The sequence below is a fragment of the Paraburkholderia silviterrae genome (genome assembly GCF_004353915.1).
GTDB classification, from domain to species: domain Bacteria; phylum Pseudomonadota; class Gammaproteobacteria; order Burkholderiales; family Burkholderiaceae; genus Paraburkholderia; species Paraburkholderia silviterrae.
The window spans coordinates 68149-82389 of sequence record NZ_SMRP01000020.1 but is presented as its reverse complement, the minus strand read 5'-3'; the positions used below and the strand labels follow the sequence as shown (position 1 = coordinate 82389).

The 14241-nt window shown below is 61.8% G+C and carries 13 protein-coding genes; 6 read left to right on the top strand and 7 right to left on the bottom strand.

What is annotated here, in order from left to right:
* The first annotated feature begins 173 nt into the window (after positions 1-173).
* Positions 174-443 carry a DUF4148 domain-containing protein gene (locus EYW47_RS29470; RefSeq protein ID WP_133198362.1) on the top strand — a complete coding sequence of 90 codons (270 nt, stop codon included), beginning with the start codon at positions 174-176 and terminating at the stop codon, positions 441-443.
* A gap of 562 nt (positions 444-1005) precedes the next feature.
* Positions 1006-2190 carry a porin gene (locus EYW47_RS29465; protein WP_133198361.1) on the top strand — a complete coding sequence of 395 codons (1185 nt, stop codon included), beginning with the start codon at positions 1006-1008 and terminating at the stop codon, positions 2188-2190.
* Between the two features lie 498 nt (positions 2191-2688).
* On the opposite strand, the gene EYW47_RS29460 is transcribed toward EYW47_RS29465, so the two are convergent.
* Positions 2689-3927, bottom strand: coding sequence for a flavin-containing monooxygenase (locus EYW47_RS29460; RefSeq protein WP_133198360.1), 1239 nt, complete (start codon positions 3925-3927; stop codon positions 2689-2691).
* A 574-nt stretch (positions 3928-4501) separates the two neighbouring features.
* The gene (locus EYW47_RS29455) at positions 4502-5434 is read right to left on the bottom strand and encodes a LysR family transcriptional regulator (RefSeq protein ID WP_133198359.1); all 933 of its coding nucleotides are present in this window, start codon (positions 5432-5434) and stop codon (positions 4502-4504) included.
* A 216-nt stretch (positions 5435-5650) separates the two neighbouring features.
* Between EYW47_RS29455 and EYW47_RS29450 the strand changes: the two genes are divergently transcribed.
* Entirely contained in the window at positions 5651-6418 is a 768-nt protein-coding gene (locus tag EYW47_RS29450) for an SDR family NAD(P)-dependent oxidoreductase (RefSeq protein ID WP_133198416.1), read from the top strand.
* 45 nt (positions 6419-6463) lie between these two features.
* Positions 6464-7075, top strand: coding sequence for a glutathione S-transferase family protein (locus tag EYW47_RS29445; RefSeq protein ID WP_133198358.1), 612 nt, complete (start codon positions 6464-6466; stop codon positions 7073-7075).
* Between the two features lie 189 nt (positions 7076-7264).
* Here the strand turns inward: EYW47_RS29445 and EYW47_RS29440 are convergent, their stop codons facing one another.
* Positions 7265-7891, bottom strand: a complete 627-nt coding sequence (locus EYW47_RS29440) for a hypothetical protein (RefSeq protein WP_133198357.1) — start codon at positions 7889-7891, stop codon at positions 7265-7267.
* A gap of 573 nt (positions 7892-8464) precedes the next feature.
* On the opposite strand from EYW47_RS29440, the gene EYW47_RS29435 reads away from it, so the two are divergent.
* On the top strand, positions 8465-9223 hold the full coding sequence (locus EYW47_RS29435) for a hypothetical protein (RefSeq protein WP_133198356.1): 759 nt from the start codon (positions 8465-8467) through the stop codon (positions 9221-9223).
* Between the two features lie 179 nt (positions 9224-9402).
* Complete coding sequence (locus tag EYW47_RS29430; RefSeq protein WP_133198355.1) at positions 9403-10992, top strand: MFS transporter; 1590 nt, start codon at positions 9403-9405, stop codon at positions 10990-10992.
* 18 nt (positions 10993-11010) lie between these two features.
* On the opposite strand, the gene EYW47_RS29425 is transcribed toward EYW47_RS29430, so the two are convergent.
* The 4 genes from EYW47_RS29425 to EYW47_RS29410 form a co-directional block, all read right to left on the bottom strand.
* Entirely contained in the window at positions 11011-12822 is a 1812-nt protein-coding gene (locus EYW47_RS29425) for an ABC transporter transmembrane domain-containing protein (RefSeq protein WP_133198354.1), read from the bottom strand.
* Between the two features lie 77 nt (positions 12823-12899).
* Entirely contained in the window at positions 12900-13151 is a 252-nt protein-coding gene (locus tag EYW47_RS29420; protein WP_240763979.1) for a hypothetical protein, read from the bottom strand.
* Positions 13152-13203: 52 nt separating this feature from the next.
* On the bottom strand, positions 13204-13518 hold the full coding sequence (locus EYW47_RS29415) for a hypothetical protein (RefSeq protein WP_133198353.1): 315 nt from the start codon (positions 13516-13518) through the stop codon (positions 13204-13206).
* A 16-nt stretch (positions 13519-13534) separates the two neighbouring features.
* A complete protein-coding gene (locus EYW47_RS29410; RefSeq protein ID WP_133198414.1) occupies positions 13535-14104 on the bottom strand; it encodes an RNA polymerase sigma factor in 570 nt (189 codons plus the stop codon).
* Positions 14105-14241: the final 137 nt, after the last annotated feature.

Genomic DNA, 14241 nt, shown 5'->3' with positions numbered 1-14241 from the left:
ATTTTTAGGCGGATGTTTCGATAGGCATCAGCGAATAGATTTCGCTTTAGATGGCTTGTCGTACGTGACGAAGTGTGTGGTGGCATGGAACATTTCGAGCAACCCGCCCTCACGGGACTTGCGATCGCCATGGGCGAAGGATTTCGTGCCCATTCATTCGATCAAGGAACCTTATGTACAAACTCTCTTATCGCTCGATATTCATCGCCAGTGCACTCGCAACTTCATTTTGGAGCGCGGGCACTTACGCGCAGAATACCCAGACCAATCCCGCTGTCGGCACCGCGCAGACACAGCGGCCATTGTCGCGGCATGACGTATACAACCAGCTCGTTCAGGCGCAAAAGGACGGATCACTGGCGCGTGCCGACTCAATCTATTACGGTACGTATTGGGGTTGGGAGGATCCGACCACCAGACAAAATTCCGCTGCCAAGGATTAGATCTCAACCTGCCGCGCCGATCTCCAATCCCGGCACTCCCGTCATCCCGGTCATGGCCTCGTACCGCGCCCTTTTTGAAGGCGGACCTCTGGAGTGCGCCGCCGGCCAACTGTCTGTCGCATCGTCGCAACGCCAAAGCGTGTGTAAATAGGATAGGCAGCGGCGTGCGACCCATCCTTCACCCATCTGAAAACCGCGTTGTTACTACATTTTGACGGGAATGTGACGAGGTCTGTAAATATTCCCGGCCATCATTATTTCGCGAACGTCTGGCTCCTGAAATTTACCGATCGTAGACTGTCGCGACTGAAACTCGACCACCTTCGGTGGGGTGCATCAACGTCGCGACCGATAGCCGTCGCGACAGCGCTACTTGCAATCGAAACACATCGGGGCTGCACTCCGGTTCGCCCCACGCTGCAGTAGCGCATCGCAGCTTGATTGCTTCACTTTCGTTAAAGAGCAAGAAAAATAGATACCCGGCGGATGTGGCGCGTTTGTCGGGCGCAGCTTTTTATACTCACGCCGTTTTTTCTTCGTTTCAAAGACCTGGAGTGATTCAATGAGAAAAATTTCCATTGCTGTCGCAGGCTGCGCAGCTTTCGCGGCGTCCGCTGCCAACGCACAGAGTTCGGTCACGCTGTACGGCCTGATCGATGCCGGCATCGCGTATACGAACAACGTTCAGAACGGTGCCCCCAGCCATGGTAGCTCGCGCGTCGCACTCGCAAGCGGCAATATCAGCGGCAGCCGCTTCGGCCTGCGCGGCAGCGAGGACTTGGGCGGCGGTCTGCATGCGGTCTTCGTGCTCGAAAACGGCTTCAACGTCAACAACGGTGCGCTTGGCCAGGGTGGCCGCATGTTCGGCCGTCAAGCGTATGTCGGCCTGAGCACCGATCAATACGGCACTCTCACGATGGGCCGCCAGTACGACTCGATGGTCGACTACGTCGCGCCGCTGTCCGGCACGGCCGGCTCGTTTGGCGACGCAGGCTTCGCGCACGTGTACGACAACGACAACCTGCAACATACTGTCCGCTTGAGCAACTCGGTAAAGTTCACGAGTAACGACTACGCCGGCTTCAAGTTCGGCGGGGTGTACGCGTTCAGCAACAGCACCAGTTTCGCGGTCGATCGTGCGTATAGTGCCGGCGCGAGCTACAACAATGGCCCGCTGCGACTGGCCGCGGCTTACCTCCAGATCAACGGCTCGGCGGCGGCGAGTACCCCTGCAGGCGCAGTCAATCAGAACGTTGCGGCTGACCCCAGCGAGTTCAAGTCGACCGCGGGCGGCGGCAACCTGACAGCGGACGTGCAGCGCACGGTCGGTGCAGGAATCGGCTATACGTTCGGCCCGGCATCGGTCAACTTCGTCTACACGCACAGCCAGTACCAGGATACGTCTGCATTCGGCCTGACGGCGTCGAACGGCTCGGTTCACTTCGACAACTATGAACTGAACGTCAAGTACGCATTGACGCCGGCGCTCTCTCTCGGCCTCATGGATACGTTCACGGACGGTCATCTGAACGGTGTGAGCAAGTCGAACATCGGCTCCGATCCGAAGTGGAACCAGGTCAACGCGATTGCGCGCTACTCGCTGTCCAAGCGCACGGAACTGTACGCTGAAGCAATGTACCAGCACGCGATCGGTAACAAGAACACCGCAGTGATGTACAACGCCGGCGGTAACTCCGCGACGAGCAATCAGGTGATGGGCGCCGTCGGCATGCTGACCCGCTTCTAAGCAGCACAGCCATCCCGCTGATGCTCCCATCCAGTGGCTGCGCGGATTATCGGATCGGGATGCGGGACAACAGGCGTTGTATGCGTCGAACCGATCGGTTGGCGTCGTGGTTTCAAGAGCAATGCCACGCCCACGCGCCAGCCGGGTTCGTCCTTTGGGCCAGGGTCCCGCCGAAGGGCTGCTCCAAAGCGAAGCCGTCTCCCGAATGACAGTGTGAACGTCATGGCGAACGGCCGCTCCTGGCCGACTCCGTGCGCTCGCCGACTCCGCCGTTAGCCGCCATTCAAAAATATTTCGGGGCGCCAGCGGCAGTTATGTGGCGTCATGGCTCAGCGGGTGAGACCGGCCATGAACAGCCATTTGCCCGACGCTTTGCCTGGACGTTCCGACGGCTGATCTGCAACGATAAGCAGTCGCTCGGCTCCCCGCGCATGATGCTGACCTGCGGCGGGTCAGGAGTATCAAGGGTATGCGGACCTAAACTCAAATCGAATCCGGTCAGTTTGTGCAGCGTGCCGCGATATGGGCGACGAACCGCCGCGCCTCGCCTTCAATCGCCATCACTGTGCCCGACCGGCGTGTGGACGCAAAATCGAGTCCGGCGAAATAGACTCCGGGGATCGGAGCAATGCCGTCTTCGTGAACCGGTTGGCGTCGCTCATCGAGAACACCTGGTATGTCGATCCAATCAAAGTCACCCCCAAAGCCTGTGCACCAAACAATCGTTGAAATGTTCCGCTCGATGAGATCGAGCAGCAGGATAGGTCGCTCGGGTAGGCGTGGAGCAACCGTCTCCGCCTCGTCCTCAGCGGCCGCGGGCGCAGGAAGGCCGCCAAGCTCGATAAATTCATCAATACGGCTTTTGAGTTGCGCGGAAATCTGGTCGCCGAACCGAAGATTTTCGACAAGGTCGTCGGCGAAGACGAGGCGATCATCCTCCACGCCGATTAATCGCCCTAGGAGCACGACGCCTTGTGCGCTCAGAGACTGCAGGCTTATTGTGTGCAACGCGCCAAGCATGGGCCGAGCAGCCACGCGGCCGGACGCATCGACGAAATCCTTGCGTGGCACGTCGAACATCCCGGTCTTCACCATCCACACGACAATGTCGTGTCCGCGATATCGTCGCGGCATACGGCCAATATGGCTCGTCGCGAGATAGGTCTCTCTGCTTGCCAGAATCAGATCTTCGGCGATTTGGCAGCCAGACTGTGCACTGCCCACGACGAGGACGGCCCCTGCGGGCAAGGCGCTTGCATTGCGGTAGTCCGAGGCATCGATTTGCATCGGGCCGTTCACCAATGCGGAGGCTGCAGCCAGCCGGTGCGGCCGGTTCAGGCTGCCGCTTGCGACGACAATGCTTTTAGCCCACCACGTCTGTTGCGGCGTCACAACGCGAAAGAGCCCGTTACTTGAATCCAGTTTTGAGACCGCGACGCCGGTGTGAACTGGGAGTTGGTTGCGTCGCGCGTAGTTTTCGAGCAGCGTCACGAACGCCGTGTGCGTCATGAATCCTTCCGGCTCAGCGCCGTTGTAACTATCGCCAGGCATTACACTGTAGATGTTGGGAAGATTGAAGTGGAAAGAATCCCAACGCTGGGTGCGCCAAGTTTCGCCGATTCTGCCACGCTCCAGAACGCAGTGCCGCATATTAGCCCGAGCGAGCGCATAACTAACGCCGAGACCCGCCCATCCCGCACCCACAACCACCGCATCCAGAGCATTCTTGTCTCCCATGACCGCCCCCGAGAGATTCCTGCCGACCCGATAAACCGCCTCATTGCTAGAACTTTATCGTTGAAAACACCCCCGCGGGAAGAAAACCGACAAGCAATTGTTCGAGGGGTCCAATCAACGTTGGAGGGGGCGGGCAGGCGCAACAGACGCGCAGCTGATCCGCGACGCGCGCGTGGCAGGGCAATCCAGTGGTGGGACGTTGCCGCTTTGCTCGGGCGCTTCCCCTTCGCCACGCCATCGTGAGCGACCGCTTGACACCAAGAAGCCGCCGCTTGGGTCACGCTGAGTCCAAGGTCCGGTGTGGGTCGGCTGCTACCGACCGCGTGAGACAGGAGTCGGCCATGAAGGGTCATCCGCCCGGACCGTCACACCGACATTCGCGAGTCCGGTCCTCACTTGGAAGCGGCCGTTGACATCGCACTGACTCGAAAGGCGGTTCAGGGACAACTGCTCTCCAATGCAGAAACGTCGCTGAATTAGCACGCCGTCGGTTCCAGGATTGGCGGGCCCGTCACGGTGGTGCCGTTGAGACCGATCAACTGTGCCCGGTGGCAAATGCTGACGTTAGCCTCTCTTATGTCTTCGCGCCGCGCTCGCTCGTTGCTGTCGATTCATTTCCCGCAAACAGTGCAGCGAGCCAGTCGATGAACACACGAACTTTCGTGCTCAGGTGCCGGTTCGGCTGATACGCGACGAACACTGGAACGGGATCCGATACCCAGTCATGCAGGACGGCTTCGAGTGCACCGCTTCGAAAGTGGGTGGTGGCCGAAAAGGTCAACGCGTGTACGACACCGAGACCGGCCAGGCTCATCGTCAGACACGCCATGATGTCGTTCGAGGTGAGTCCGCGCCGATTCTGCACTTCGACGCGCTCACCATCTTTTACCACGACAATCGGAAAGGGTCGGTTGGTTCGCGAAGCGATGGTTCGGATGACGACATGATCATGCTCAAGGTCCGACGGATGCGAAGGCCGCCCGTGCCTGTCCCAGTATGCCGGCGTCGCACACAGAATCTGCCTGACCGACCCGATCTGTCGCGCTACCAGCGATTGATCGAAGATTTCCCCCGCACGTACGACGCAATCGACGTTCTCCGCGATGAGGTCGACCGGGCGGTCACTGAGTCCAAAATGGAACTCGATGTCCGGATAACGCTCGACGAATGCCGGTAGCGCGGGAAGGATCACGGACAGACCCAACGGCACGGGCAGATCGACACGCAGGCGTCCGCGAGGATTGCTTTTCGCATGGGACATCGAACCTTCGAGTTCCGCGAGATCGCTCATGACTTGCAACGCGCGCTCGTAGTACGCACCGCCGTCCGCCGTCGTCGACACCCTGCGCGTCGTGCGGTTGAGCAGCTTCGTGCCCAACTCCGCTTCGAGCGACATGATCAGGCGGCTGACCGCCGTCTTGGGCAAATCGAGCATCTGCGCAGCCTTGGTGAAGGTCCCGCTTTCGACTACCCGAATGAATGCCTGCATCGCCTGAAACTTGTCCACGGTCCGACTCCTTGCTTGCTGACTCATGCCTGCCTGTATTGTTTCACTCCAGAAACAATGTGGAATCGTAGCAGCTGTTTATCCCATTCTGCGCGCCCGGTATCGTTCACCCATCGCAATCGTTGACGAACATAAACGGTGCTTCTGTCGGACCAGGAAGGTCTCGCTTGCCGCTTGCACGGCAGCGCCGATGTTCATTTTGGAGAGGAAATAACCATGTCTTTTGCTGCAGAAACGCCGGTCGCGGACCGCCCGAAGGCGGTAGTCATCGGAGTGGGGCCGGAGCAGGGGCTAGGCGCCGGTCTGTCTCGCCGATTCGCAGCAGAGGGTCGTCACGTCATCGTCGCAGGGCGCACCGAAGCGAAGATCGAACGCGTGCGCCAAAGCATTGTCAAGGCTGGCGGCTCGGCGACCACCGTCGTCATGGACGTCACGCGCGAAGCGGATGTGATCCGGTTGTTCGACGTCGCAATGCTGGCAGACGAAAATGGCCGCAGCGCCGACCTCGTCGCATACAACGCGGGAAACAACCAGCCTCTCGACCTGCGCACGATGGAAGCGGACGTCTTCGAATCGTTCTGGCGACTGAACTGCTTTGGCGGCTTCCTCGTGGGTCGCGAGGCCGCGCGGCGCTTTGCGCCCCTCGGCCGGGGTTCGATTCTTTTCAGCGGGGCGACGGGTGCGCTTCGAGGCATGCCGAACTTCGCCCACTTCGCGTCGAGCAAGGCCGGGTTGCGGATGCTCGCTCAAAGCATGGCGCGCGAATTCGGTCCGCTCGGCCTGCACGTTGCGCATGTCGTGATCGACGGGGGCATCGACGGAGAACGGGTGCATACGCGCTTCGCAGAACACGTCAAGCACAAGGGCCCGGACGGACTGCTCGATATCGACGCCATCGCCGATGCGTTCTGGGCGCTTCATCGTCAGCACCGTTCGGCGTGGACGCACGAACTCGATCTCCGTCCTTTCAAGGAAGCGTTCTGAACAACGGTCGCGAATCTCAACACGGTCAATTTCGAGGAATCAACAATGAAGCTTATCGGTCCATGGTTTTCCGGCTATACCCGCCGGGTCGGCATTACGTTGAAACTGCTCGGCATCCCGTTTGAGCATCTGCCTTATCACGCCTACGAGCAGAAAGAACTCATCCGCCCCTACAGCCCGATGGTAAAAGTACCGGCCCTCGTGCTCGACGACGGCACGATTCTCTACGACAGCAGCAACATCATCGAATACCTGCACGAAGAGGTCGGCCCCGAACGTGCATTGCTGGCGCCCGGCGGCGCAAAGCGGCGTGATGCGTTGCAGTTCATCGGTATAGCCTCCGCGATCTACGGAAAGCTGAGTGGCATCTATGACGAGTCGCTCCGGCCGCCCGAGCATCGGATTGCCTCGATCGTCGAATCGCAGCGACAGCAGGCTTTGGCGGGATTCCAGATGCTCGAGTCGAGAGCGGGTAACGGCTGGCTGGTGGGCGATGCGCTTTCCCAAGCCGACGTGATGGTGGTTATCACGTATCAGTCCGCCTCGTTGGCACTGATGCCTGACGTCGTTTACGCGAGTGCGTTCCCCAAGCTCGCCCGGCTGGCTGCGCGCGCGATGGAAATGGATGAATTTTCCAGTACGCTGCCATTCAAGTGACAGTGACGTCGCAAAGCCGATATCACCTTTCTTCGCCTCGGTAGCGATGAGAGCTGCCATTCGTCGACACCAGTTTGCGAATGGCCGCGAATGTCAGCGATCTGCCACATTGCTGACCCGGATTCCAGCCCGCCCCCATGACCGCTCGGGCCAACAAACAACCATTCAATTCAAGCGCAAACTTGGCCGCTAACGAGAGGTGTTTACCGTCATCTCCGATTCGTAGGTGATCCGCACGCGGCTATGGTGTTTGAGCGTCAGCATCACCTCGACGAGGTCAGGGCGGCTTACCCGCACAGAACGGGCTGTGCCCGACTTGTCCTCTACAGTCAGGAGGTTGAGCTTGCGGTCGACGCCGGTGACTTCCGCTACGCCACTGAAGACCCGGAGCACCTGGAAGCTTTCCTGGTCGGCGCCGGGCGAATGCTGGGTCACCTTTGCAGTGTGGTTCAGCCGTGTGAGCGCCGCGCCTCCAACGGGCGTCAATCCGGTGACGTACGGCTCCATATAGCTTGCTGTGAGCTTGTCGCCAACCTTGACTGCATTAAGTACGTCGCGGTGATCCTTTGCGCTGAAGCTCAGATCATCGTGGCCCGGCACTGTCACGACGATGAGTGCGTTCTTCTGGTCGATCAGGCTGATGGTGCCGCTTTCCGTGTCGACCGACGCACCGCTTGGCACGGCCTGTCCTGTCGCCGGGGTGTTCGAGTCGTCCGCGCGGGACGTGGGCACCCAGCCTGCGGACAAGCCGATGACCGCGACGACCAGCGCGCAGCGGCGCGCAACCGAAATAGATGGATTCGACAGAAAGAGCATAGGAGTCCCCTTGGTGCAATCAGGTGTCACGGTTCTGCGCCGGTCCGGAACGTGGAGCGTATTTTCTCGCAGCCTAGCACCACACGGGAGGCTTGTCATAGGACCTTGGACCTATGCAACCGTGATTGGCCGGCGACACTCCGGTGCACTCGAACCGTGCGTTGTCAAAATAGTCAGACGAGAGTGTGACATAGAACGCGAAGCGCGCATTCTTATCCGTCGTGTCGCTCAACTGGCGGCGCAATGGAGGATTGAATGTTTTGAAACGTGTTGACCTGTCCGCATGACGTGCACGGGAAAGCCGCAAAAAACTGGAAACGCACCGAGCGAGAGCGATGTCCGCAGGCCGCTACACCCTGAAAGCCGTCGGCGCGGTTGCACTGGGGCAACCGGCGGCAATGGGTCGACCATCGCCAGTGGACGAGCCGACAGGCCCTTTAGTCAGTGGATATCACCGGCGAATGTGATTGAAGTGTAGAACGGTCTCAACGCATGGGGCGCTATATTGTATGTAGCGTCGATCGGTTCCATCGAACCGATTGCACTATCCAGATCGATCAACGGCGGGCAACCATGAACACTCACTACGCGTGTTTCGTTCGTCCGGCACGGGCTGCAATTGGCGTGGCCTCCTTCGCAACGCTCGCCGCGTGTGGCGGCAACACCTGCATCGGCTTCGACAGTTGCGGTGGCGCGAACGTGACGCCAAGCGTCGCCATATCCGGCACGGCAGCGACCGGTCGTGCGCTCGCCAGCGCGACCGTCGCCTTCAGTTGTGTGCAGGGTTCGGGCTCCACCCTGTCCGACGGCGGCGGACACTACACGATCACGTTCAATGCCACGCCTCCCTGCATCCTCACTGTGACCTCTGGCGGCATAAGCCTGCATTCGCTGGCGTTTGCCGGTGGCACCTTCAATACGACGCCAGAGACCGAACTGATGCTTGTCTACATCGCTTCGCAGCTCGGCACGAGCGAGAGCGCTCTGATAGCGGGTTTTCCGACCAATCCGCAGTTCCAGCAAGTGCTGGCAAGCGAGGCCGAAGTGCAGGCCGCGCAATCGGCAGTCGTCACGAATCTACAGCAGCACTATTCGGTCACGCTGACGGCACCGGCGTTTCTAACGACATCCTTTACGGCTGGCCAACCGGGTGTCGACAGCGATCTGGGCGCGCTAGCGGCAGCAGGGGCTATCGACGCCAATGGCATGCCCGATCCGGCTGCCGTCTCGCTGCTGTCCTCGGCGGGTCTCGCTCATCCTCTCACGGTGACGTCCGCACCGTCTTCCGGCACTAACGGTACCGGCAGCGGCAGCGGCAGCGGAATGATGTGACGTGTGGCGAGCCCGGAGCCATGGCGTCAGCCTGGTGCCACAAGCGGTCGCGCTCGTCTGCGGGGAAGCGCACCACCGCTCTTGGGGAAGAGCAATATTGGCGGCCACAATGGCAAGTCATGCGTGCGAGCGCAGCACCCCGCTGGCGCGCCTGGCAAATCAGCAGCAAGGAGCGCTCCATGGCCACGGGCATTGGGCTTCACGATCAAGGTCGGCAACTGCTGCCGTTTCGCGAGTCGGTATTGGCGATGCTCGGAGTCGCGTCGGTTTCGATGCTGATCGCGCTCGACCAGACCATCGTTGGCACCGCGATGCCGCGCATCGTTGCGGAGCTCAAGGGCTTCGAGCTTTATGCATGGGTCGCGACGGCCTACATGCTTGCGTCGGTCATCACGATTCCGATCTTCGGGCGACTGGGTGACCTGTTCGGTCGCAAGCCCTTCATGCTGGCAGCCATCCTTGTCTTCACCTTCGCATCGGTGCTCTGCGGGATGGCGACCAACATGTTGTTTCTCGTGCTAGCGCGCGGCCTGCAGGGCATCGGTGGCGGCATCATGATGGGGACGGTGTTCGCGACCGTCGCTGACCTGTTCCCCGATCCGAGGCTGCGCCTGCGTTGGCTGGTGTTCGTCACCTCGGCGTTTGGCCTTGCGAACATGGTCGGGCCAACCCTCGGGGGCATGCTGACCCAGCATGGGGGCTGGAGGCTCGTGTTCTTCGTCAATGTGCCGGTGGGCGTGGTGGCGCTCGTCTTCGTGCACTGCTTCCTGCCGCATCTGCGTCATGCCCGCAATGGCGCGCGGCTGCGTCTGGACTGGCTCGGCGCTTTCGTCGTCGCCGTCACGTTCGGCGCGCTGCAGCTAGCGATCGAGCTCTTGCCGAGGCAAGGATGGAGCACATCGACGATCGTGCTGGCTGTGCTCGTGCTGGCCTGTTCGCTGACGCTCTTTTTCTGGGAAAAGCGCATGGGCTATCCGATCATCCCCGTGGACATGCTGCTCGACCGCAAGCTTCGTGCGCTCTTTGCGATGTCGGTGCTCGGCGGATTCGCGTTGTTCTCGCTCGTTTTCTATGTGCCGCTGCTGTTCCAGGGCGGCTATGCGATGTCGCCGCGTGCCTCGGGCATGCTGATCACGCCGCTCCTGCTCGGCACGACGGTTGGAAGCGTCGTCAACAACCGCGTGGTCACGCGCGTGCGAAGAGCCAACGCGATCCTCTACGCAGGCTTCGCGTTGTCCGCTTTCGCGTGCCTCGCGGTGGTCGTCCTGCGCGGTAACGAGCCGTATCTCGTGTGGATGGCATGCATGGGCGCGAGCGGCCTGGGGCTGGGCCTCGTGGGCACGAGCCTCACGGTCTGCTCGCAGCAGATCGTCTCGCGAGACCATCTCGGCGCTGCCACGGCGCTACTGCATTCGCTGCGCACGTTCGGCGGCATGCTGGGCACGGCGATGACAGGCGCGCTGCTCGGGCACCTTTACACGATGGGCGTGAATCGCTCGCTGGACTCGTACCAGGCGACGCAGTGGTTCAAGTCGTTTGCGAGTCCTGAACTGCTCGTGGATCGCGCCGACCAGGCCGCGCTGATCTCTCGCCTCGTGAGCGCCGGCCATGCCGGCGACGCGATGATGAATTCGGCGCGCAGCGCGCTCGTGGATTCGATCCACATCGGCCTCGCCGTGGCTGCCGTGGCTGCGCTGGCCGGCCTGTGTCTCGCGTGGTTCGTGCCGCCCGTGCGGGTCGGATATCTCGAGGCGCGGTCGCAATCCTGAAGGCCTCACTTGAAGGCCTCACTGAGAGCCGACGTTCGCGCGCACGGTGTCGTCTGCCACCGTCGCCGCGGGCAGCCCGCCAAACTGCAGTGCCGCGAGCTGGGCATAAAGCGGCGAGCTCTGCAGCAGCTCCGTATGACGACCTTGCGCGACAATGCGGCCCTGGTCCAGAACGACAATGCGGTCGGCTTGCTGCACGGTTGCAAGGCGATGCGCGATGACCAGGGTAGTGCGGTTCTGCGCGGCGTTGTCCAGCGCGGTTTGCACGAGCCGCTCGCTTGCCGCGTCGAGCGCGCTGGTGGCCTCGTCGAGCAGCAGGATGGGCGGGTCCTTGAGAATCGCGCGCGCGATCGCAATGCGTTGACGCTGGCCACCCGAGAGCCGCACGCCGCGTTCGCCCAGAAACGTGTCATAGCCTTGCGGCAATGCCTCGATAAAGCCGGCCGCGGCGGCCATTTCGGCGGCGCGTTGCACTTGTGCAAGGGTGGCGTCGGGCAGGCCGTAGCGGATGTTCTCGAGTACGCTGCCCGAGAAGATCACCGACTCCTGCAGCACGACGCCGATGGCCTGACGCAACGCCGCGAACGAGACATCCCGCGTCGGGACACCATTGATCAGAATGCTGCCGGACTGCGGATCGTAAAAGCGCAGCAGCAGCTGAAACAATGTGGTCTTGCCTGCGCCGGATGGCCCGACCAGCGCGACATGCTCTCCGGGGCGCACATCGAGCGAAAACCCCGAGAGCGTGGCGATGCCAGGCCGCGACGGATACGAGAAGCTGACGTTCTCAAAGCGGATGCCCTCGCCGCGAGCCGGCAGCGGCACGCTCGTTTGAGCCTCGGCCACGGGTGAGCGCGCGGCCAGCAGTTGCAGAATCCGCTCGGTGGCGCCGGCGGCGCGCTGCAAATCGCCCCACACTTCGGCGACGGCGCCCACGGCGCCCGCCGTAAATACCGCATAGAGAATGAACTGGGACAGTTGGCCCGCCGTCATGTGGCCGGCCAGCACCGCCTGCGCGCCGAGCCAGAGCACGAACACGATGGCGGCGAACACGAACACGATCACCACGGCCGTCAACGCGGCGCGTGCGCGGATGCGCGTGAGCGCTGTCTCAAAGGCCGCTTCCACGGCGCCGCCGAAGCGCCGCGTCTCGAAGACCTCTTGCGTGTACGACTGCACGGTGGGCATCGCGTTGAGCACTTCGCCGGCGAGTGCGCTTGCGTTCGCGACCTTGTCCTGGCTCGCACGCGAGAGCCGCCGCACGCGTCTTCCGAAGATGACGATGGGCGCGACCACCACCACGAGCGTCGCGATGATGTAGCCGGACAGCACCGGGCTCGTGGTGACCAGCATCGCCACGCCTCCCACCATCAGCAGCGCATTGCGCAATCCGAGCGACAGGCTCGTGCCGACCACGGCCTGGATCAGCGTCGTGTCGGTGGTGATTCGGGAGAGCACCTCGCCTGTCTGCGTGGTTTCGAAGAACTGGGGGCTCATCTGCATCACGTGGTCGTAGACGGCGCGCCGCAAATCGGCCGTCACCCGCTCGCCGAGCCACGAAACCCAATAGAAGCGCAGCGCCGTGGCGCCGGCGAGGATCAGCGAAACGACGAATAGCGCGATGAAATAGCGGTCGATGTGCGTGCGCTCGCCGCTGGCGAAGCCACGGTCGATCAGGTACTTGAACGCGACCGGCAGCGCGAGTGTCGCGCTCGCGGAGGTCACGAGCGCGAGCAACGCGAGCGCCCAGCGCCCCGCATAGGGGCGCAGGAAAGGAAGCAGGGCGAAGAGTGGGGCGACGCGTGACGAGCGGGCGGCGGCATCGGGCATGGGGTGTTCCGGGCGAATCGAAGAAGGGTGATTATCTCAGTCCGCGCGTCGGCGGTGGTCCATCAGTCTGTCGAGCGCTAGAGCAGATTATCGTCCTCCGACGGTACGCCATTGCGCGATCGCTTGCCTTCCAGCCGCGCGGCCGCCTCCAGCAGATGTGCACCGGCGGGCGTGAGTAGCGGACGGCGCCAGGCGCCCGCGCGCGGCTCCAGTGAAATGAGCTGGCAATCCAGCAGGGTATCGAGTTCGACACGCGTCATGTCGATCTGATCGGGTGCGCTATGGACCACCATCAGTGTGGCCAGTTCATGTGGGCTCAGCATGTTCATTTTTCAGGCTCCATGTGGAACGGCGGTTGGCGGGGCACGCTGGCGTGTCGGGTCATTTGCCGCTCCCCCCGCTCTGGCTTGAAGCCGAGGCCGAGCCATTGCGAAACTGCTCGCGCTCCTGCTGCGTCATGGCCTGCCACTGCTGCCATTGCCTGTGCTTGTGCCAGCCGCCATGCCCGCGGAATCCGCCGAACAGGATGCGGCAGAGAACCAGCAGACCGATCGCACGCGGATAGTCGATCGCATGGGCATTGACAATGAGAGCAGGGAGGATCCAGTTCCACAGCCCCATGACGATCCAGCCCAATAGCGCGATGCTCAGCAAGATCAGCAGGGCTTTGGCAAAAAATTTTCGGCGAAACATCATTCAGTTCTCCTTCGGTTCAAATTTCCAGGCCGTCGTACGACGAGCGCAGGCGCTCGCGCAAATGCAGCACCGCGTATCGCTTGCGCGCCAGCAGCGTGTTGACGCCAACGCCGGTCGCGGCCGCCATCTCCTTGAAGCTGCGCCCATCCAGTTCGTGGGCGATAAAGACCTCACGCTGGTTTGCGGGCAGTTCGTCGAGTGCGGCGCGCAGGGTGTCGAGTAGCGCCGCGCGAGCGTAAGCAGCCTCGGGTCCGCCATCGGCTGAGGGCAGTGCGAGATCCAGCCGGTATTCGTCGTCCTCCTGCGCGGCGTCCGGCAGCGGTGTTTCCTTCCTCTTGCGGAAGCGGTCGATGATGCGGTTTCTCGCGACACGAAACAGCCACGCGCCAACCTGCTCGATAGGGTCCGGCAGGCGCCACGCCTCGACCAGCTCCTCGAAAACGTCCTGGAGAATGTCCTCGGCTTCGTCTTGATCGATGACCCGGCGGCGAATGAAATTGCGCAGCCTCGGGCGCTCGCGGGCGACGGCGTCGGCGATTTCGCGATCCTGCGCGGTCAGCGGTTTTGGGGTGGGCGGCGGTTCCATACCCGTGTTGACGATCCGGGAAGGAAAATATTGTGTCGCGCGCGATGCCATGCTGGGTTATTTCATGGCCGGGCGGAAGGCTTTCGTAAGCATCGCCTGCCGCGCTGCGGCTTGAGGGCCTGTTATTGGCGTGAACA

Bases quoted from the DNA above. Each gene is read 5' to 3' on its own strand.
- EYW47_RS29470 (WP_133198362.1), top strand. From the start codon at position 174: ATGTACAAACTCTCTTATCGCTCGATATTCATCGCCAGTGCACTCGCA.
- EYW47_RS29465 (WP_133198361.1), top strand. From the start codon at position 1,006: ATGAGAAAAATTTCCATTGCTGTCGCAGGCTGCGCAGCTTTCGCGGCG.
- EYW47_RS29460 (WP_133198360.1), bottom strand. From the start codon at position 3,927: ATGGGAGACAAGAATGCTCTGGATGCGGTGGTTGTGGGTGCGGGATGG.
- EYW47_RS29450 (WP_133198416.1), top strand. From the start codon at position 5,651: ATGTCTTTTGCTGCAGAAACGCCGGTCGCGGACCGCCCGAAGGCGGTA.
- EYW47_RS29445 (WP_133198358.1), top strand. From the start codon at position 6,464: ATGAAGCTTATCGGTCCATGGTTTTCCGGCTATACCCGCCGGGTCGGC.
- EYW47_RS29440 (WP_133198357.1), bottom strand. From the start codon at position 7,891: ATGCTCTTTCTGTCGAATCCATCTATTTCGGTTGCGCGCCGCTGCGCG.
- EYW47_RS29435 (WP_133198356.1), top strand. From the start codon at position 8,465: ATGAACACTCACTACGCGTGTTTCGTTCGTCCGGCACGGGCTGCAATT.
- EYW47_RS29430 (WP_133198355.1), top strand. From the start codon at position 9,403: ATGGCCACGGGCATTGGGCTTCACGATCAAGGTCGGCAACTGCTGCCG.
- EYW47_RS29425 (WP_133198354.1), bottom strand. From the start codon at position 12,822: ATGCCCGATGCCGCCGCCCGCTCGTCACGCGTCGCCCCACTCTTCGCC.
- EYW47_RS29420 (WP_240763979.1), bottom strand. From the start codon at position 13,151: ATGAACATGCTGAGCCCACATGAACTGGCCACACTGATGGTGGTCCAT.
- EYW47_RS29415 (WP_133198353.1), bottom strand. From the start codon at position 13,518: ATGATGTTTCGCCGAAAATTTTTTGCCAAAGCCCTGCTGATCTTGCTG.
- EYW47_RS29410 (WP_133198414.1), bottom strand. From the start codon at position 14,104: ATGGAACCGCCGCCCACCCCAAAACCGCTGACCGCGCAGGATCGCGAA.